Source organism: Prevotella melaninogenica, from assembly GCF_003609775.1.
Classification (GTDB): Bacteria; Bacteroidota; Bacteroidia; order Bacteroidales; family Bacteroidaceae; genus Prevotella; species Prevotella melaninogenica_A.
In genome coordinates this window covers 594,350-616,124 of record NZ_AP018049.1, presented here as the reverse complement: position 1 = coordinate 616,124, position 21,775 = coordinate 594,350, and the positions used below count along the sequence as shown (strand labels likewise).

13 protein-coding genes and 1 tRNA gene are annotated in these 21,775 nt (G+C 42.6%); 9 read left to right on the top strand and 5 right to left on the bottom strand.

From position 1 onward, the window contains the following. The first annotated feature begins 26 nt into the window (after window positions 1-26). Window positions 27-2,102 carry a TonB-dependent receptor plug domain-containing protein gene (locus PMEL_RS02445; RefSeq protein ID WP_120173804.1) on the top strand — a complete coding sequence of 692 codons (2,076 nt, stop codon included), beginning with the start codon at window positions 27-29 and terminating at the stop codon, window positions 2,100-2,102. Between the two features lie 180 nt (window positions 2,103-2,282). Here PMEL_RS02445 and PMEL_RS02440 read toward each other — a convergent pair whose 3' ends face one another. Continuing rightward, the gene (locus PMEL_RS02440) at window positions 2,283-4,448 is read right to left on the bottom strand and encodes a family 20 glycosylhydrolase (RefSeq protein ID WP_120174616.1); all 2,166 of its coding nucleotides are present in this window, start codon (window positions 4,446-4,448) and stop codon (window positions 2,283-2,285) included. A 492-nt stretch (window positions 4,449-4,940) separates the two neighbouring features. Then, window positions 4,941-5,015: transfer RNA gene (locus tag PMEL_RS02435), tRNA-Pro, on the bottom strand. A gap of 124 nt (window positions 5,016-5,139) precedes the next feature. Here PMEL_RS02435 and PMEL_RS02430 point away from each other — a divergent pair. The 5 genes from PMEL_RS02430 (at window position 5,140) to tsaE (ending at window position 12,698) form a co-directional block, all read left to right on the top strand. Then, window positions 5,140-6,393 (top strand): 3-phosphoshikimate 1-carboxyvinyltransferase, encoded by a 1,254-nt coding sequence (locus PMEL_RS02430; RefSeq protein ID WP_120173803.1) that lies wholly within the window; start codon window positions 5,140-5,142, stop codon window positions 6,391-6,393. A gap of 63 nt (window positions 6,394-6,456) precedes the next feature. Beyond that, window positions 6,457-6,855, top strand: coding sequence for a hypothetical protein (locus tag PMEL_RS02425; RefSeq protein ID WP_120173802.1), 399 nt, complete (start codon window positions 6,457-6,459; stop codon window positions 6,853-6,855). Window positions 6,856-6,920: 65 nt separating this feature from the next. Then, window positions 6,921-10,418, top strand: a complete 3,498-nt coding sequence (locus PMEL_RS02420; protein WP_120174615.1) for a tetratricopeptide repeat protein — start codon at window positions 6,921-6,923, stop codon at window positions 10,416-10,418. 18 nt (window positions 10,419-10,436) lie between these two features. Continuing rightward, window positions 10,437-12,053 (top strand): bifunctional response regulator/alkaline phosphatase family protein, encoded by a 1,617-nt coding sequence (locus PMEL_RS02415; RefSeq protein ID WP_120173801.1) that lies wholly within the window; start codon window positions 10,437-10,439, stop codon window positions 12,051-12,053. 234 nt (window positions 12,054-12,287) lie between these two features. After that, window positions 12,288-12,698: a tRNA (adenosine(37)-N6)-threonylcarbamoyltransferase complex ATPase subunit type 1 TsaE gene (gene tsaE, locus PMEL_RS02410; RefSeq protein ID WP_120173800.1), complete on the top strand. Its 411-nt coding sequence runs from the start codon at window positions 12,288-12,290 to the stop codon at window positions 12,696-12,698. A 333-nt stretch (window positions 12,699-13,031) separates the two neighbouring features. Here the strand turns inward: tsaE and PMEL_RS02405 are convergent, their stop codons facing one another. From PMEL_RS02405 to PMEL_RS02395, 3 genes are read right to left on the bottom strand one after another with little or no spacing between them, the layout of a single operon-like run. Beyond that, complete coding sequence (locus tag PMEL_RS02405) at window positions 13,032-13,301, bottom strand: DUF4834 family protein (protein WP_120173799.1); 270 nt, start codon at window positions 13,299-13,301, stop codon at window positions 13,032-13,034. Window positions 13,302-13,320: 19 nt separating this feature from the next. Continuing rightward, a complete protein-coding gene (pssA, locus tag PMEL_RS02400; protein ID WP_120173798.1) occupies window positions 13,321-14,025 on the bottom strand; it encodes a CDP-diacylglycerol--serine O-phosphatidyltransferase in 705 nt (234 codons plus the stop codon). Window positions 14,026-14,027: 2 nt separating this feature from the next. Beyond that, window positions 14,028-14,732: a phosphatidylserine decarboxylase family protein gene (locus PMEL_RS02395; protein WP_120173797.1), complete on the bottom strand. Its 705-nt coding sequence runs from the start codon at window positions 14,730-14,732 to the stop codon at window positions 14,028-14,030. 131 nt (window positions 14,733-14,863) lie between these two features. Between PMEL_RS02395 and dnaE the strand changes: the two genes are divergently transcribed. From dnaE to PMEL_RS02380, 3 genes are all read left to right on the top strand, one after another. Next, window positions 14,864-18,583: a DNA polymerase III subunit alpha gene (gene dnaE, locus PMEL_RS02390; protein WP_120173796.1), complete on the top strand. Its 3,720-nt coding sequence runs from the start codon at window positions 14,864-14,866 to the stop codon at window positions 18,581-18,583. 78 nt (window positions 18,584-18,661) lie between these two features. Beyond that, window positions 18,662-18,976, top strand: a complete 315-nt coding sequence (gene trxA / locus PMEL_RS02385; RefSeq protein ID WP_004360465.1) for a thioredoxin — start codon at window positions 18,662-18,664, stop codon at window positions 18,974-18,976. Window positions 18,977-19,372: 396 nt separating this feature from the next. Further along, the gene (locus PMEL_RS02380) at window positions 19,373-21,682 is read left to right on the top strand and encodes an outer membrane beta-barrel family protein (RefSeq protein WP_120173795.1); all 2,310 of its coding nucleotides are present in this window, start codon (window positions 19,373-19,375) and stop codon (window positions 21,680-21,682) included. Window positions 21,683-21,775: the final 93 nt, after the last annotated feature.

The window sequence follows — 21,775 nt, the reverse complement described above, 5'->3', positions numbered from 1 at the left end:
TTCCGACGTTTTCTTTAATTATATTTATGTACAAACCAACATTTCAAAAGCGCAGCGTTCTGAAGTTCAAACACTTCACCAACCACGGCTATTCGCTCTTTTCTGTTCTTGGGAAAGAGGTTCTGATTGGTGTGCTGAGCGTCGCTACCTTACAAAATGCTACTGCCAAAGGCATTAGCGTTGAGACAGAGAAGGCAGAGACAGACTCAACTATCACTAACCGAGGCGTGATGATGGAGGAAGTGAGCGTAACAGGAACGCGAGCACCGCTGACAGTTAGTCAGCAGGCGAGAATGGTAACTGTACTGAGTCGTGAGGATATCCAGGCGGCACCAGTACAAAGTGTAAACGATTTGCTAAAGTATGCCGTCGGTGTTGACGTCCGACAGAAAGGACCTTTAGGTGCCTTGACTGACGTAAGTATCCGTGGTGGCAACTCAGAACAAATCACTGTCCTCCTTAACGGTATCAATATCTGTGATGCACAGACTGGACACAACTCCTTTGATTTCCCAGTTGACATCAGTGAAATCGAACGAATAGAAGTCCTCGAGGGTCCAGCAGCCCGCGTTTATGGTACATCTTCGTTATTAGGTGCTATAAACATCGTAACCAGAACTCCACAAAAGACAAGTCTTTCTGCCCATATTGAAGGTGGCTCCTACGGCTATCTCAGTGCTGGCATACGTGGAAACATTGCTTCAAAAGACCGTTGGAACAATCAGCTATCAGCGTCTTACACGCGCAGCGATGGTTATCTTCGCAACAAAGCGGGTAGCCTCAACGCTGATTATCGCACTGCAAAAGTCTTCTACCAAGGTAATTATACGGATGAAGACATTGCCGTACGCTGGCATACTGGCATGAGTCTGAAAGACTTTGGCTCAAATACTTTCTACTCTGCAAAGTTCGACGACCAGTTTGAACACACCTTTAAGACCTTCACTGCCATCCAAGCAGAGAACCTACGTGGACGCTTTCACATCCGTCCTTCTATCTACTGGAACCGCAGTATGGACCGCTTTGAACTCTTCCGTGGCGCAAGTAACAAGTATCCTTTCAACTATCACCGCACTGATATCTATGGTGTAAACCTCAATGCTTACTTTGATTGGACACTTGGACGTACAGCCTTCGCTGCAGAACTACGCAATGAAGACCTCGTAAGTGGTAATCTTGGCGAGCTACTCTCTCGTCCAAAGCATATCCATGGAACAGACAGAGACTATACAGTTGGGCTGAACCGCACGAACATTCAGTTTGTCCTTGAACATAATATCATCCTTGACCGCTTCACACTGTCAGCTGGTCTGACCGCTGTCAAGAACAGTCAAGCAGATATGCCAATGCGTGTTTATCCTGGAGTTGATGCAAGCTATCGTATAGGAAACACTTGGAAGATTTACGCTTCCTACAATACATCCCTCCGTATGCCGTCAGTCACCGAGCTATTCTACTCTGTTGGCGGTCATAAGGCAGATAAACACCTTCGCCCAGAAGAACTCTCTGCATTTGAAACTGGTGTAAAATACGATAACAAAGGTATTACTGCAAAGGCAAGTCTATATTGGAACAACCACAAGAACCTCATCGACTGGATTAGTGACGGCACATTGGATGCTGACGGAGCTTTGATATGGAAGAGTGTGAACTTTGGAAAGATAAAAGACTTTGGAGCCGAAGCATCACTCGACTTTAATCTCCATCAACTTCTTCCAAGCCAAAAGTTCTTTAAGAAGTTTGGGGTTGCTTATAGCTATATCCACCAAGAGAAGGTTGACGAACAGGGCTATGTGAGCAAATATGCTTTGGAATATCTAAAGAATAAGTTTGTTAGCAATCTTCAACTAAACCTCTGGCAGCATCTTGACCTTGGTTTCTACTATCGCTTCCAACATCGTATGGGAAACTATATTGATACGAATAACCAACGACAAAGTTACAAGAGCTATGGCGTTGTTGATAGTCGTATGAGTTGGAATGCAAAGAAGTGGACTGCATACGTTGAAGCAAACAACCTATTTGGTGCCCATTACGTTGACTATGGCAATGTTCCACAGCCAGGCGCATGGGTCGTTACAGGTATAAGTTTCAACCTATAATGAATTATTTTCATGAAAATAAATATTTTTCTTCACGATAATAAATATTTACTTTCATACAAAAAAAGAATTATCATCACGTAAATAAATCATTATCTACGTGATGATAATTCTTTTATAAATAATCAGTCGGAGCCGTAAAGACATTCATTTTACATCCCGAAGACCATCAATTAGAATCTATCTTACGTTGACTGCAACACCACGACGTTGCATATCATCTGTCAATGGACGAACACGTGTGAGGAACTCCTTATAACTTCTACGTTCTGGTACACTCCAACCAGCTTCAGCCAAAGCGGCAGCACGTGGGAATGCTTGATAATAAATTCGTTCTGTAGAGTTAATACATTCACTCCAAAGTGTTCCACTCACACCAAGCAGATTATCACTTACAAAGATGCTATCCTGCCCCCATGCTGGGTCAAGACGATAGGTCTGTTCAAGTGTTGTAACTGGCATACCCCAGTTCTTCTCTGGCATATCACCCCGCTGCTGAGGATAGTCTAAGTAGCAGTGCTCACCCGGACAAAGCATAATCTTCGCCTTATTCCGGACGGCAGCATCAATAGCTGTCTTCGTCAGACCATGTCTCCATGCGTAAACAACGCATCCCGGCTGAATAGTCTTAAACTCCTGTTCATACCAATACATTGGTGTCTTTCCCAAAGACTGAAGTTTGTTAATTACTCGATCAAAGAGGTATTGCTGCAATTGCCAGTTCTCTGTATAGCCTTCCTTCTGCTTCAATGCCGTACAAGCAGCACAGTCAGACCATGCACCCAATGGTGGCTGACCAGCCTCATCACCGCCCAAATGAACGTATGGAGCAGGGAACACATCGGCTAACTCTGTCAGGACATTATCGAGGAACTCATAAACAAATGGCTCTGCAGGACAAAGCAACTCATTGCTCACACCACAAGTCAAGCGAATTGGCACAGGCTTCTTAGCGCAAGAGAGCTGTGGAAAGCAGTGAACAGCAGCTACCTCATGCCCTGGGAGTTCAATCTCTGGAATCACCATAACATGATACTGGGCTGCGAAACGAACCAATTCGCGCATCTGGTCTTGTGTATAATAACCGCTGATACGCTCTGGCATATCATCCATACCGACACGGTCAGAACCCTTCTCGACAAGTTCTGGATATTTCTTTATCTCTATACGCCATGCCTGATCGTCTACAAGATGAAGATGAAGTGCATTAAACTTATAACGTGCCATCTCAACGACAAAGCCCTTCAAATCTTCAAATGGAATGAAATGACGCACTGGGTCAACCATCAACTCACGAATTGCCGTACGTGGTTGGTCCGCGATAAAGAGTGCAGGTATCTTCGTAGAACGTGCCGAAACACCATTACCAATACAGAGTTGTTCAAGTGTCATCAGTCCGTTAAACACTGCCGTAGCTGTACGTCCCTTGATAGTTACTCCCTTATCATTTACCTGCAAGGTGTAAGCCTCATCATTTGTAAGCGACTTATCAAGTGCCAAACGCACCATCGAACCAGTTTTACGTCCCTTCTTATATGCTGTTCGCTCACCAAGAATGCGCTCAGCTTGCATCTTTTCATTACCCAATTCGGGTGAAGCTTCTACCCCTACAACATCTTGCCATTTGAGAGGAAGATTATTTTTATAGACTTCTAATTTGAGAGGACGAGGTACAAGAATATTCTCTGGATCGCATACATTCTCCAACTTTGGACGTGCAAAGAAATTACGCCAGCCCGGTGCGTTACGATATGCCTTCTTTGCTTTTGCAGGAACGACAAGTTTCACACGGCTAAGGTCTATACCATCAAAAGCATTGTCAGCACAAACTGGAGGCACTGATGCCGAAAGACGAACTTCACGGAGTCCACTACAATTAGCAAAAGCGAATGCCCCTATGCGTGTAGAGCCATCAAACACAAGTTCTGTCAATTGCTTACAACTATTGAAAGCAGAAGCATCTACCACACGTGTAGTTGCAGGGAAATGTAGTTTTCCACCTATTCCGTCACAAGCAAAGAACGCTTGCGTACCGATAGAATCAAGTTTTGGAGGGAGTGTAAGTGATGTAAGACGATGACAAGAGTGCATCGCATTGCGAGGAATCACTTTACAGTCTGTCTGTGAAAGGTCAAGTACAGTCTCATTCACATTTACATCTCGCAAAGTTCTGAAATTCTGAGCATTAGCTGACTGACCTAACAAAAGACAAGCGAAAAGCATTGATATGCCTTTCCCCGCATATCTTCTCCAAGATGGGAAGCTATTTAGCACATTTTTTTTATAAATAAACTGTAGAGAATTCTCCAATAGATTTGCCCAAGAGGTTACGCTCATTGTAGCCATTTTCTTCATTTGTTTTAATTACGTAATACAATAGATTTTGGTTTTATCATCCCAATAGAGTAGGCAAAGATACAAATAAGATTTGAGATAAAAACATTTTCTATCGGCATACTTCTTAAACACAAAGGGTATTGTTCGTTTCAGTCTATAATACAAAGAAGATTGTTAACCCTACATTATCACTCGTGACACGCTTTCTTTCCACCATGGTATAAGATGTAAATAGTCCTTTTCTCACTACATATAGTAGGCTTTTTGCGAGGCTATAAACTGTCCGCACCATTGGTGTTCACCATGCGCACCATTGGTGCTAAGCCTCCGCACAATTGGTGCTAAGCCCCCACACATTGAAAAGAAAGGAAAGAAAGGATTTATTATTGTCCACTCTCAACATGGAGTAAAGGCACATGTGACATAAAGTAGGTCATCAATCTGATTCTTATCAACAAAAAAAGAGGCCATAATAGCCTCTTTTGTAATTACATTTCAGTGTCGGGATGACCAGGCTCGAACTGGCGACCACTGGTCCCCCAGACCAGCATTCTAAACCTACTGAACTACATCCCGTTGCTTTTAAAGCAATGCAAAATTAGTTACTTTCCACCGTATTAGCAAACTTTTGGACTTCTTTTTCTCTTATCCCAAGTTTATTTTGTACTTTTGTCCTATTATAAATCTGCACTAAATACACATGCAATACATCATAACTTGCCCCAAACCTATTGATACTTCTATCACGCTTCCAGCTTCAAAAAGTATCAGTAACCGTGCACTGATTATTCAAGCACTAACAAAGGGAGGAATGATACCAGAAAATCTATCGGATTGCGATGACACAGAGGTTATCATCCATGGGTTAAACAAGCAGTCGGATATTATCGACATTAAAGCAGCAGGCACGGCTATGCGCTTTATGACAGCTTATCTAAGTGCAACTAATAGCGAAAATACAATCACTGGAACGGAGCGAATGAAACACCGTCCGATTGGTATTCTTGTAGATGCACTGCGTGATTTAGGGGCAGAAATTGAGTATGTTGGCGAAGAGGGGTTTCCCCCACTCCACATACGTGGCAAACAACTTGAAGGAGGGACACTGGAGATACCAGGTAACGTCAGTTCGCAATATATTTCTGCACTGCTGATGATTGCGCCTATTCTGACAAAAGGATTAGAACTAAAGTTGACGGGTAACATTATTTCTCGACCTTACATAGACCTCACATTGCATCTTATGCATGAATTTGGTGTATCGGCAGAATGGACAGACTTTGACACGATTAGTGTGAAGCCGCAAGCCTATCAGCAACGTGCCTATACGATAGAAAGTGATTGGAGCGCAGCAAGCTACTGGTATGAGATACTTGCTCTGGCTGATGACACTGTTTCAAAAGTGACATTACAGGGACTGAAAGATGGCTCACGACAAGGTGACTCGGCTGTGCGTTACATCTTCTCACTATTAGGAATAAAGACAAGTTTTAAGGATAAAGATTCTAATGGCTTACCGGAAGCGATATTGACACGCCATTCACGAATGCTGAATAGAATGGAGTATGACTTTACCAACCAGCCAGACTTAGCCCAAACACTCATCGCAGTGTGTCCATTATTAGGAATACCCTTTCGTTTCACAGGTTTAGGCAGTCTGAAGATTAAAGAGACTGACCGTATTGAAGCTATGAAGAGAGAGATGGAGAAGTTAGGCTATATCCTCTATGATGAGAATGGAACAGAGCTTTCGTGGAATGGTGAACGCTGTGAACCAATGGCAGAACCCATCATTGAAACCTACGAAGACCATCGAATGGCAATGTCGTTTGCACCACTCGCTATCAAATTGGGTGAGATACGTATCAATAACCCAGAAGTAGTGTCTAAGTCTTATCCCCTCTATTGGGACGATTTGCGCAAAGCGGGCTTCCATATACAACAAGTGGATTAACCAACTCCTTGGAGCCGCTCAAACAATAAAATTGAAGTTCAAACAATAAAATTGAAGTAAAGAATGGATATATTTTTCATTGGTATAGGTTCTCTTTTAATCTTAGCGATTATTGCAGCTATAGCAACAAAGCTCACCAAGAAGAAAGAAGGTGAGCCTGATGTAGTTATGCCGACATCTGGCGATTGTTCTTCTTGTGATGGAACAGACGATAAATGCGAACAGGTATGTATGATGGAGGCTGCTGTGAAAGGCGTAGAATACTATGATGATGAAGAACTTGATCGTTTTCGTGGTAGGCCGTCTGACCAATATACAGATGAAGAGGTTGAAGAGTTTGCTACTATTCTCTATACAATGCAGCCCCATGAAGTGAAAGGTTGGAACAGAAGCCTTATCCTTCGAGAAATCAATCTACCAAATCAAATTAAAGATGAGTTGATAGCAATGATAGAAGGTTAAGCTTGTTATCTGTATTTATCTCCACTTTTAAGACGCTTACTTCAGAACAGAACATCAAAGAAAACGTGAAGAAAAGAATATTAAGACATATTATCCTCTCTCTGTTGGCAATCAGTGTACTAACTATAATCAGTTGCTCAACAAAGAATAACACCTCGCAAACGCGCTGGTGGCATGCCTTCAATACACGCTATAATGTCTACTATAACGGTGCACAAGCTTATATTGATGGCTCATTGGAGAAGGAGAAGGGAAATAAAGATAACTTCACTGAACTCATTCCACTCTATACTGTCGGCAATAAGAATAGTCGTGATATTGGAAAGGGCAACTTTGATAGAGCGATAGAAAAGGCAGAGAAGGCTATTGCAAAGCATAGTATCAAGAAAAGACCGGAGTGGACAAAGAGTAGACGAAAGACTGAAAAGGACATAGAATGGCTATCACGCCGTGAGTATAACCCCTTCCTATGGAAAGCGTGGATGCTCATGGGACGTTCACAATTCCACAAAGGAGCCTTTGAGGAAGCGGCTGCAACCTTTGCTTATATGAGTCGTATCTACAAAGGACAACCTGCTATTTATGGAAAAGCAAGGGCTTGGTTGGCTAAGTGTTACATAGAACAAGACTGGCTCTATGACGCAGAGGATATCATCCGTAATATGCAACGCGACTCTTTGGACTGGCGAGCTGTGAAAGAATGGGACTATACTTATGCTGATTATTACCTCCACTCAGGTGAGTTGGAAAAGGCTGTTCCTTATCTCCAAAAGGTTATCAAGCATGAAATGCGTAAGAAGCAGAAGGCTCGTGAACTGTATCTGCTTGGACAGGTATTGGCTTCACTTGGCAGAAATGAGGAAGCCTACAAGACTTTCCAACGTGTTATTCGCACCAATCCTCCCTACGAATTGGAGTTTAATGCACGTATTGCTCAGACAGAAGTTACCGCTAAGGGGCAGACCAAGAAGATGATTAGTAAGCTCAAGCAAATGGCTGCTTCGGACAATAACAAGGAGTATCTTGACCAAGTGTATTACGCAATGGGTAACATACACCTTGCTGCACGAGATACGCTTGCAGCTATTAATGCATACGAGCAAGGCAATAAGAAGGCTACAAGAAGTGGTATTGAGAAAGGCGTATTACTGCTCCACCTCGGTGATCTCTACTGGGAAAAAGAGCGCTTTGGAGATGCTAAACGATGCTATGGAGAAGCTATTGGATTGCTTGACAAGGACCGTAAAGACTACGAGCAACTATCTGAACGTTCTAAGATATTAGACGAGTTAGCTCCTTATACGGATGCTGTACAGCTCCAAGATTCGCTTCAGTATCTTGCAAAATGTTCTGAACAAGAGCGCAATGCTGCTATTGATCGTGTCATCACAGCACTCAAAAAGAAGGAAAAGGAAGAACGAGACTTGCAGACTGCATTGAATAATGGACAACAGCAAGGTATGGATGGCGACTTTGGAAATAATAACCTTGGGACGCCTAAGCCTATAAATAACAGACAACAGCAAGGAAGTACGTGGTATTTCTATAACCCAACAGCAGTTCAACAAGGTAAAACTACCTTCCAACAACTATGGGGTAAACGAGAGAATGTTGATAACTGGCAGCGCATTAATCAAAGTGTTGTGGGCAGAGTAGGCAATACCAATATGCCTATTGAACTTACGGAGCAACAAAGGGACTCTATCATGCGTGCTGAAGCACGTCAGGATTCTATCAAACAAGCGGCTGATTCTCTCAAGAACGACCCCCATAAACGTGAGTATTATCTATCACAAATACCTTTCACTGCGGAACAGTTGGAGGCAAGTAACAAGATTCTCGAAGACGGATTGCACCATTCTGGCGTCATCTTTAAGGACAGACTTGACAACCTTCGGTTAGCAGAAAAGGCGTTGCGACGTGTGAGTGACAGCTATCCTGACTATGAACAGATGGATGATGTGTACTATCATCTCTATCTACTCTATATGCGTAAGAACGAACCACAGGTAGCAGAGAACTATGTTACACGCCTAAGTCAGAAGTTCCCAAAGAGCAAGTGGACTGCTCTCCTTACCGATCCGTACTACAAACAGAATCTTCGTTTTGGCGTACAGATAGAGGACTCTCTCTATGCAGCAACCTACGAAGCCTTCAAACAAGGCCGATATAGCGAGGTAGCTGGTAATACTCGCATCTCTGATTCACGCTTCCCAATGGGTGCAAACAGGGATAAGTTCCTCTTCATTGGAGGATTAGGTAAGTTGAACAATGGCGATCCTACGGGTTGTGTCAACGATATGAAGGAGGTTGTTAAGAACTATCCAAGCAGCCGAATCAGCGAGATGGCAGGTATGATTGTCAATGGTGTGCAAGCTGGTAAGAAACTGCGTGGCGGTAAGTTTGACCTTGACGACATCTGGAACTATCGTGCAAACGTAATGAAAGATAGCGATAGCATACAACAAGCTAAGCTTTCTTCAGAGCGTGACATAGACTTTAAGTTCCTGCTTGTCTACCATCCAGACTCCCTGAAGGAGAACAAGTTGCTATTTGAATTGGCACGATTCAACTTCACAAACTTCCTCGTTCGTAACTTTGAAATTGAGATAGAAGACCTCAATGGTTTACATCAAATGCAGGTATCGGGCTTCCGTAGCTTTGATGAGGCTTATCAATATGCACGCCAACTATTTGCATCACAGGCTGTAGCACAGCAAATGGGTAAGAGTACCAAGGGCATCATTATCAGCGATAAGAACCTTAAACTGATAGGAACAACCTATAGTTACAAGGACTACGAGGCATTCTATGCAAAGCATTTTGCCCCATTAGTAGTGACACAAAGATACTTACTTAGTGAGCCTGCTGAGGTTGCAACACCGCGTGAACGTGACATACAGCAAGAGATTGAACAGAAACATGCAAATGATCCTGACCTCTATCCTGATACACAAGACGTACCTGTTGACAACACGATGACTATCCCATTGGAGGAAGCCAAGCCAACAAAGACAGAACAAAAGGTGATTGAACAGAACACTAACACCTTTGAGATTCCAGTAGAGGATAAGAAGCCTATTGTAGAAGATAAGAAACCTGCAACTGAGAAAAAGCCAGTAATAGAAGAAAAGAAGCCTATAATGGAGGAGAAAAAGCCTATACTGGACGACAATAGCACCTACTTCATACCAGAGGAGGAACCTGCAAAGCCAACTACTCCTATGACACCAGCTAAGCCTACAGTACCAACGAGTCCTAACAAGACGGCTAAGCCTGTTGTACCAGCTAAGCCTACAACTCCAGTAGCACCTGCAAAAACAACAAAGCCAGTGGCTACGGACAAGTCTGCTAAGCCTACAACAGCAAAGCCTCAACAGCCTGCTACGCAGAAGCCACAGGCTACACCTACACCAAAGAAGAAGGTTTCGGATGACGGTCCGATAATCTACTTTGGTGATGAAGTTCCTCAACAGAACAAGACAAACAACAAAAATAATAAAAAGAACCAACCCATCCAGAACAATATCGAAGATGAATACTACGATTTGGAAGGGTTCTAAGGAAAGGAGACAACAACTATGAGCAATGGATTGTTACTTTGGGTAGATGATGAGATTGAGTTGTTAAAGGCTCATATCATCTTCCTTGAGAAGAAAGGATACGAAGTCGTAACGGTCAGCAATGGCATAGATGCCATTGACCAATGCCAAGCACAAACATTCGATCTTGTCCTTTTGGACGAGCAGATGCCTGGTTTATCTGGTTTAGAAACGTTGCAACACATTAAGGAGATTCAACCTGCCACACCCATCGTTATGGTAACGAAGAGTGAGGAGGAAGACATTATGAACCAGGCTATCGGTGCGAAGATTGCCGATTACCTTATTAAGCCTGTCAACCCTAACCAGATTCTCCTTACACTGAAGAAGAATATCCACCAAAAGGAGATTGTCACGGAAGTAACCCAAAGCGGTTATCAACAGAACTACCAGCAAATTGCCATGCAGATAGCCGACTGCCGAACATTCAATGATTGGAAGGAAGTTTATCGGAAGCTTGTACATTGGGAACTGGAACTAAGCAGTGCAGATAGCAATATGACCGAGATGTTGAAGATGCAGAAGGAAGAAGCCAACAATGGTTTTGCTAAATATATTGCGAAGAACTATCTTGACTGGGTCGCACCACAAGACAATAAGATAAACAATAGCTTCTCTAAGCTGGCTGGACAGAAGAAGCAGCAGACTAACAACGCTGATAATCGTCCGTTGCTTAGTACTGATATCTTCAAAAGCAAGGTATTCCCACTCATTGATAAAGGTGAGAAGGTATTCCTCATCGTCATTGATAACTTCCGACTCGATCAATGGCGTATTCTCTCAAAAGAGATTGGCGACATGTTTGACATTGAAGAAGATCTCTACATGAGTATTCTTCCAACTGCCACACAGTATGCCCGCAACGCTATCTTCAGTGGTCTTATGCCAAAGCAGATAGCAACAATGTTCCCTGAACTGTGGGTAGATGAAGATGAAGAAGAAGGTAAAAACCTCAACGAGGAACCTCTCATTCAGACACAGATAGAACGCTATCGTCGTCATGACAAGTTCTCTTATCATAAGATTAACGACTCTACCGGTGCAGACAAGTTCATGCAGCAATATAAGAACCTTGCGCAGAACGACCTCAATGTACTTGTAGTAAACTTCGTCGACATGCTTTCTCACGCCCGTACAGAGATGAAAATGATACGCGAATTAGCAAGCAACGAGAGCGCATATCGTTCTATCACGCTTAGTTGGTTCCAACATAGCGTATTGGCAGATGTATTCAAAGAGTTGGCACAGTCTGACTATAAGGTCATCATTACAACCGATCACGGCTCTATTCGCACGACAAATCCTGTCAAGATTATCGGTGACCGCAATACGAATACCAACCTGCGTTATAAGTTAGGAAAGAGCCTCAACTACGATGCACGTCAGGTATTCGCTATCAAGAATCCTCACCTTGCACAGCTGCCAGCACCAAACCTCAGTACAAGCTATGTCTTTGCTACTGGCGACTCGTTCTTTGCTTATCCGAATAATTATAACTATTACGTTTCTTACTATAAAGATACTTTCCAGCACGGAGGTATCTCTATGGAAGAGATGATTGTGCCATTGGCAACGCTTAGTCCGAGAAAGAGATAAGAAAGCCTCCCCCGCCCCCTCCGAAAGGAGGGGAGGTTTCCTAAGAATCAGGAAAATAATGAGACGGAGAATATATCTTATTTAAGGAAAAGCGTACTGAATAGCATAAACATAGGTTGTATAAGGCTGTTCGCACATAGGAGTCTATGAAGTTCTTGAAAGGCTATAGTTCTATACGACTGGACGAACGGCAGACAACCACCTACCGCATAAACAGAATAAAAAGAAAACAATATGGAAATTACAATCAAAAGCCTCGACACTATCCATGAGGCTGCAAAGGAATTTGTCAATGCAATGGGCGACGGAAAAGTATTCGCTTTCTACGGAAAGATGGGTGCTGGAAAGACTACTTTCATAAAAGCTCTTTGTGAGGTCTTGGGCGTAGAAGATGTTATCACCTCCCCTACCTTCGCTATTATCAATGAATATACTGACGGCAACGATGACCCTATTTACCACTTTGACTTCTATCGTATCAAGAAGTTGGAAGAGGTATATGACATGGGATATGAGGACTACTTCTACAGTGGTAACCTCTGTTTGCTGGAATGGCCAGAGCTGATTGAGGAGGTACTTCCTGAGAATGTCATCAAGGTAACTATCGAAGAGCAGCCTGACGGTACTCGCAAACTGACTTGTTAACGAAAAATAGGAGGAGAAAAGCACCTTGTTTGACTGCGAAATATATTTACATAAATTACTGCTTATAGCATGATACAAAGGGATAAAAAGGCTTTCTCAAGTACTGTTGTAACTAATTGCTATTCAAAACGTTACAAAACAGCTTAAGAAAAGGTGCTTAATTGGACTCCAAAAGGGCGTTAGTAAGACTTCAAAAGAGCATCTTTTAGAAGGTAATTAAGGCTTAATTCGAATGCAATTGAGCATCAATTGGAAAAGCAAAGATAAAAATATAGGACAAATCACATTGACTTGTCCTATATTTTTTGTATATAATGGTTCTATTATATCTTATTATGATTGAGTATCATCAGACTCCGTGAAGTCTACATACTCACCCTCGCTATCTGGAATTACCTGCTTACGGCGTTCCTCTATTGGGCGATTATCGATAATAGTATTCTCTGTAGAGCTTGGTTCTTGATACTGATAGTTGTTAGGATTAAACTGACGACGTGCGCGTGTCATCTGCTTATAGAATGCAAAAGCCACCCATAAGATAATCACAAAAAACGCTATGAAGAAGAAGAACGCAAACTTCAGAATAAAAGCAATAATTGACATAGTTTTGAACTTATACCCCTTACTGTTGTGTTGGGGATTGTTTTACGATAGCTGATAGTATCACATACCATGCAATGATGATAGCAAATGACGAGATACCAAAGATGACTACCAATGGACAACAAGTAATTAAGAAGAGATACTTCACCTCATTACCCTTGAATGACCAGTGCTTGAACTTTAAAGCAAACATTGGAATCTCTGATACGAGCAGCCAAGAACTAATAAGAACACCTGCAAGAATAAAGTATAAAGCCCATGGACGGGTTTCTAACTTCTCTCCTACACCTACAAGAAGTGAGCCCCAAAAGAGTGCATTCGCTGGTGTTGGCAATCCTATAAAACCTAATGCCTGACGTTCATCAAGATTAAACTTAGCAAGGCGTAATGCCGAGAAAGCTGCCATGATGAAAGCTGCATAAGGCAAATAGTCACGCAATGGCTCAAGGAATGTTGGATAAGACATCACGTGCAACTGCGAAAAAATGATAGTTGAAGGTGCTAAACCGAAGGTAATCACATCTGCCAAAGAGTCTAACTCCTTGCCGATAGGAGAACTTACATTCAGTAAACGAGCAAACATTCCATCAAAGAAGTCGAACACTGCACCAATGATAATCAACAGCAACGCTACCTTTATATTACCAGCAAAAGCAAAGCCTGTAGCGATGCAACCTGAGATAAGATTGCAACAAGTAATGCTGTTAGGGATATGTTTCTTCATCTTTATTTATTGTTTGGCTTCAGCTTAGCAATAACCGTATGGTCACCCGTTGTCGTCTGACCCATCTTAACACAGACCTCAGAGCCTACTGGTAAGTAGATATCAACACGACTTCCTAACTTAATAAAGCCAAGATGCTCATCAATATAACAATCCTCACCTGGCTTAGCGTATGTCACAATACGACGTGCCATAGCACCAGCAATCTGACGACAGAGGATATCTGTGCCATCAGGAGTTGTGATGATTGTGTCAGCATGTTCGTTTTCCTCGCTTGCCTTAGGGAGCCAAGCTTTGTGGAACTTACCATCAAAGTGTTGTACAGACTTTACTACTCCATCTACAGGGAACCAATTGGCATGAACGTTCCATAGACTCATAAAGATTGAAATCATCAATCGGCGCTCATGGAAATACTCGTTTTCGTCTACTTCTTCTATCACAACGATATGGCCGTCGGCTGGAGCCACGACAATACCCTCAGTATCCTCACTACCGAAATAGCGGATAGGACACTGATAGAAATTAAGTACTATACCATAAACGGTACCGAACACAACTACAAAAATCCAAAATGGTATCTTCGTTGGAACTGCAAACCAGAGAACCAAGGCGATAAGGGCAAGACCTATACCTCCGTAGAGTAATGTATTTGTCCCTTCGTGATGGATTCTAATCTTTTTGAGTTTCTTCTTTATTTTTCCCATGGTCGATAAACGACGTATTTGTTTTGTTGCAAAGGTACTTCTTTTTTGTCGTTTCCACAAATTTTCACTCTCAATCTTTTGCTATGTCGGCTTTTCATAGTAACTTTACAGCTCAAAAACGCATAAGTTCAATGGAAGATTACGTACATTTACACGTCCACACTAATTATTCTATTCTTGATGGCCAGTCAAAGGTAACGCGCCTTGTCGATAAGGCTATTGCAGACGGAATGAAGGGTATGGCGATTACAGATCACGGTGTGATGTTCGGCATAAAAGAGTTTGCTGATTATTGTGCTAAGGTCAATAAAGGTAGGAAAGAGAAGGGCGAAGAACCTTTCAAACCTATCTTTGGTTGCGAAATGTATGTAGCCCGTCGCACAATGCATGATAAGGATAAGAGTATGCATGATAATTCAGGCTACCACCTTATCGTGTTGGCAAAGAACTACACAGGATACAAGAACCTTATTAAACTTGTATCTAATGCGTGGGTAGATGGTTATTACTATCGTCCCCGTACAGACCGTGAGCAGCTTGAGAAGTATCATGAAGGACTGATTGTGTGTACAGCTTGTATTGCAGGTGAAGTTCCTAACAAAATTATTCATGATGATATCGAGGGTGCAAGAGAAGCTTGCGAGTGGTATCATCGTGTCTTTGGAGATGATTTCTACCTTGAGTTGCAACGTCATGAAGTAAAAGACCCAAGTCTGGTAGCAAATCGTGAGGCTTATCCTTTACAGCAGAAAGCGAACAAAGTTCTCATGAAGTTTGCTCAGGAATATGGTATAAAGATAGTATGTACCAATGACTGTCACTTTGAAGACAAGGAGACAGCCGAGGCACATGACCACTTACTCTGTCTTTCAACGAATGAAGATTTGGATGATCCAAAGCGTATGCGCTACTCAAAACAAGAGTGGTTCAAAACACGTGCAGAGATGAATGAGATTTTCTCAGACATCCCAGAAGCAATGACAAATACGCTGGAGATTCTTGATAAGGTAGAGACCTACAATATTAATCATGGTCCTATCATGCCTTTCTTCCCTATTCCAGAAGACTTTGGAACAGAAGAAGAGTGGGAAAAGAAGTTCAGCGAAGAAGATATATACAAGGAGTTTACAACGGACGAGAACGGAAATAATCCGCTATCACCTGAAGAAGGACAAGCCGTTATCGATCGTTTAGGTGGCTATGAGAAGATATATCGTATTAAGTTTGAAGCTGATTACCTTGCAAAGTTAGCCTATGACGGTGCTAAAAAGCTGTATGGCGAACCACTATCTGATGAGGTTGACAGCCGCATCCGCTTTGAGTTGCATGTCATGAAAACGATGGGTTTCCCTGGTTACTTCCTTATAGTACAAGACTTTATCAATGCGGCAAGAGAAGAATTAGGCGTAATGGTGGGTCCTGGTCGTGGCTCGGCGGCAGGCTCTGTTGTGGCTTATTGCCTTGGTATCACGCTGATTGACCCATTGAAGTACGACCTACTTTTTGAGCGTTTCCTCAACCCTGACCGTGTCAATCTCCCTGATATTGATACCGACTTTGATGATGACGGACGCGGACGAGTGCTGCAGTGGGTCATGGATAAGTATGGGCACGAAAACTGTGCACATATTATTACCTACTCTACGATGGCTACAAAGAACTCCATTAAGGACGTTGCCCGCGTAGAGAAACTACCTTTAGACGTGTCTAATGCCCTTTGTAAGGCGATTCCAGAGCGCTTACCTGACGGCATGAAGATGAACTTAACGAATGCCATCAAGTGTACCCCTGAGTTACAGCATGCAGAGGTAAGTGAAGACATAAGGGAGCGCAACACAATTAAATACGCCAAGATGCTGGAGGGAACTGTGCGTGGAACGGGTATCCATGCCTGTGGATTCATTATCTGTCGTAACCCAATTGATGAATGGGTGCCTATCTCTACAGCAACAGACCCAGACTTCCCAGAGAAGAAGGTACCTGTAACCCAGTATGATGGTCACGTGATTGAGTCTACTGGTCTTATCAAGATGGACTTCCTCGGACTGAAAACTCTATCCGAATTAAAGGAAGCTTGTAAGGTTGTTAAGCAGACAACTGGCGACGTGATTGACCTTGAGAAGATTCCTATTGATGACGAATTGACCTACCAACTCTATCAACGTGGACAAACCGTTGGTACTTTCCAGTTTGAGTCGGCAGGTATGCAGAAGTACCTCCGAGAGCTTCATCCAACCGTGTTTGAAGACCTCATCGCCATGAATGCGCTCTATCGTCCGGGACCAATGGACTATATTCCTGACTTTATCAAGCGTAAACACGATCCTTCTTTGGTGAAGTACGACATCCCATGTATGGAGAAGTACCTCAAAGACACATACGGTATCACGGTCTATCAGGAGCAAGTAATGCTCTTGAGTCGCCAGTTAGCCAACTTTACACGTGGTGAGAGTGATGCCCTTCGTAAGGCAATGGGTAAGAAGATGAAGGCTATCGTTGACAAGATGAAGCCTAAGTTCATTAAGCAAGGACAAGAGAACGGACACGATCCACAAGTTCTTGAGAAGATATGGAGCGACTGGGAGAAGTTTGCCAGCTATGCTTTCAATAAGTCACATGCCACTTGCTACTCATGGGTTGCTTATCAGACAGCCTACATGAAGGCGCATTATCCAGCCGAATATATGGCTGCGTTGATGACACGTCGCTTCAGTCAGATTACCGAGATCACAAAGTTGATGGAGGAATGTAAGGCACTGAAGATTGCAACACTTGGTCCTGATGTCAACGAGAGCCAGATAGGCTTTGGTGTGAATAAGCATGGTGAGATTCGCTTCGGACTCTCTGCTATCAAGGGAATGGGAGCAAGTGCGGCTGATAGTATTGTACGTGAACGCATGGAGAATGGCCCTTATAAGGATATATATGACTTTGCTGAGCGTGTCGACCTCAGTAATGTGAACCGCAAAGCATTTGAAAGTTTGGCTTATAGTGGCGGCTTTGACAGCTTTGGTTTACAGCGAGAACAATACTTTGCAGTCACTGCAAAGGGTGATTTGTTCTTAGATACCATTGTCCGTTATGGTCAGCTTTTCCAAGCTGAAAAAGCACAACAACAGAACTCCCTCTTCGGAGGAATGGATGCTATTGATGTAGTCCATCCTATTGCACCAAAGGCAGAGAAGTGGCCTACTATTGAGAAATTGAACAAGGAGCGTGAACTTGTTGGTATCTATCTGTCAGCCCACCCACTCGATGAATACAGTGTTGTACTGAATAATATGTGTAACACTCGCTGCTCTAAGATTGGTCGCAATGCGAATATGACAGAATTGGCAAAAGCTGACGAAGTGACATTTGGTGGTATTGTCACATCCGTTAACGAACGCTTCTCACAAAAGACTGGTAAGCCTTTTGGCTTTGTCACGATAGAAGACTTTGAGGGAACGGGCGAATTAGCATTGTTTGGTGACGATTGGGCACGATGGAACAACCTCTTGAAAATGAACTACACCGTTTATATAACAGCTAAGTGTCAGCCTCGTTACCGCAATAATCCAGACATGTTAGAGCTAAAGGTGCAGAAGATTGAGCAACTCTATGACGTGAAACAAAATCGTTTGGAACGCTTTACCATCTCTATGGATGCGACAGCATTAGACGATGCCTTCGTTTCGGAATTAGCAACAGTCATAGAAGAACACATCGGCAACACACAGCTTTACATACAGTTGCGAACGCCTGACAACACTGTACTTATGCTACGGAGTAAGAATGGTGGCGTTAATGTCGACCGTACGCTGATAGACTTTATCTCATCGAATGAGAAGATGGAGTTCCATATTAATTAAATCGAAAGTGGCACAATCTTTGATGATGAGTAAATAGATAGAAAAGACTATATTAATAAACTTATAAACAGAATAAAAATGGAAGTAGTAATTACTAACGAGAATTTAGAGACTTACAAGAATGGTGAATTACCATTGGTAGTTGATTTGTGGGCAACATGGTGTGGCCCTTGTAAGATGATTGGTCCTATCATCTCAGAACTCGCTGAAGAGTACGATGGTAAGATTGTTGTAGGCAAGTGTGATGTTGAGGAGAATGATGACGTAGCCATTGACTTCGGTGTACGTAACATCCCAACCATCCTCTTCTTTAAGGGTGGTCAGTTGGTAGACAAGTTTGTTGGTGCAGCTTCAAAGGACGTTCTCAAAGAGAAGTTCGACGCTCTGCTCTAAGCTAAACACTTATAAATATAAAGCCATATCAGTAATCCTTTGACAGGATTCTGGTATGGCTTTTTTCATTTTATCACGTTTTTCAAACCTCTTTCTATTATAAAACATTATCTATGAAAAGACACATAAAAGAGGTATAATACAAAAGATACACCCAATCCATGAGTAATCTAACATCATAACATCGCACATCACTGATGCTCAACACGATAATTATTTTATGTATAAAACCTCACATCTAAACCACCTCACAACTAAAAAAGATACATTAAGCTGAAAGTTTTTCCTTTTTTTCTATTAGCAATCATATAATTTTATATCTTTGCGATAGAAACCTATCGCTTTTCAAAAGCATAACTGAGTTTGAACCTTTCGTATCACTTAACTTTATGAGTTATGGAAAAACTATTACTTATCCTCCTTCTGTTCTGCACTGGACTTCGAGCTAATGCACAATCCGTATCAGGAAAGGTACTTGATGAAAACAAGAAGCCTATCCCCTACGCAAATGTCATTATTCTTTCAGCCAAGGATTCTACCTTCATTGTGGGTACAACAACCGCTGATGATGGTAGTTTCAACTTCAAGGAGGTTACATTAGGTAATATCCTTAAAGCCTCCTTCGTAGGTCATGAACCCTTCACTACGGTTCTTTCCAACCAAGACAACCTGACCATCGTTCTGAAAGAAGATGCAAAAATGATGAAAGAGGTAGTTGTCAAAGGCAATGCTCCCCTACACAAGATGACAACTGAGGGCATACAAACGAACATAGAAAACACCATACTGAGCAAGCTCGGTACTTGTGAGGATGTTCTTGCACATGTCCCGGGACTGACGAAGAAGAAAGATGGCTATGAAGTCTTTGGTAAAGGTACACCTATCATCTATATTAACGGTCGTCAGATGCGTGATGCGACAGAGCTTGAACGCCTAAAGTCAAGCGATATCAAGAGCGTTGAGGTAATAAGCAACCCTGGAAGCAAATATAATGCAGCAGTAAGAGCAGTCGTAAAGATACGCACAAAGAAGGCTGTTGGCGACGGCTTTGGCTTCGATGTACGCTCTGCCTACTACCAGTCGGAGAATGTAGACCTCTCAGAACAGCTTAACTGGAAATACCGCCATAAGCATCTGGAACTCTTTGGTGCGCATGGCTATTCACTTAACAACAGCCTCGAACACAGCGAAATAACCACAATTGTTCACGCTGACACTCTTTGGAAGCAGGACTTCACGCTAAAAGTCCCCGAAAAGAATTCTATCTTCAAAAATACTATAGGAGCAGACTATCAGCTAAATGATAGTAATTCTGTCGGTATCAAATACATGCTTAACTTCCCTCATGACTTCCCCAAATCTGTTTTTCTTAGTAGTGATGTAAAGGCAAACGGGACTTTCTACGACCATATTAACACCTTTGCAACACGCAAGCAATCCCATCGTCCTTCCCAATTCATTAATCTCTACTATGTTGGAAAGATAGGAAAGATGGATATAGACTTCAATGCTGATTATCTTTACAACAAGAAAGGTGACCATACTACCTATCGAGAAGAAAGTCGCAACAAGGTCAGTCGCACCGTAACTTCCGACAACCAAGAGCGTAATAGGCTCATTGCTTCTAAGCTAACCTTGGGTTATCCCGTTTTAGGAGGTAATCTGTCAGTGGGTGCAGAATATACCTATACGAACCGCAATGACACGTATAGCAATCCTGAAAACTATGTCCCAAGCTCATCCGCACAGCTAAAGGAGTCGAATATAGCCCCTTTCATGGAATACAAACACATGCTATCATTCTGTCAGTTGACAGCTGGTCTGCGATGGGAGGCGGTACGCTTCAACTATTATGAGAACGGACAGCACATTGCTAATCAAAGTCGTTCGTTCAGCAACCTATTTCCAAGCATCTCTGCAGCTACACAGATAGGAGACCTACAGATGCAATTGAGTTATGCAGCAAGGACACGTCGCCCTTCTTATAGTCAGTTAAGCAATAACGTTACATACGCCAATCGTTTCTTGATGCAGTCGGGTAACCCACTACTTCAGCACGAATATATCCACGAGATAAGCTTAGGAGCTATGTGGAAGTTCATCCAATTTGGCATCTCTTACAATGACCGTCGCCACGCCATCGTCTTCTGGAGCGAACAAGACAGCCATAACTCAGCTATCACACGTCTTACCAACACGAATCTTCCAAGCATCAAGACGGTATCTACTCAATTAGCTTTTTCGCCAACAATCGGTATCTGGACACCTGAATTCACGGCATTAATGAAGAAGCAATGGCTCACATTACATACGAGTACAAAGACTTATAAACTGAACAAGCCAATCTGGCAATTCAGCTTCAACAACAACTTTGACTTTGGAAAAGGTTGGTTGTTGTCAATGGAGTCATACTACATCAAGAGAGGTGATGCTGAAATTGGAGCCATTGTACGAAACTCAGGAAGCGTCGACATCAGTCTTACCAAATCCTTCCTAAAGGATAGACTTGCACTTCGCATTGGTGGAACAGACTTATTCCATACCCAAAAAGAAGGAGGAATTGGCTACACAGAGTCAATGGAGACGCAACAGATTAGTACATACGACAGCCGTCAATTTGTTCTAACTGTCACCTATAAGTTCAATACTTCACGAAGCAAATACAAGGGCACAGGTGCCGGACAGGCTGAAAAGAACAGATTATAGACGGCAGAAAAGCACAAGTAAACTTAGCCTATGACCCAATAGGCTAAGTTTACTTGTGCTTGAATAACTCCCTACTTACCCCCAATTGGCTTT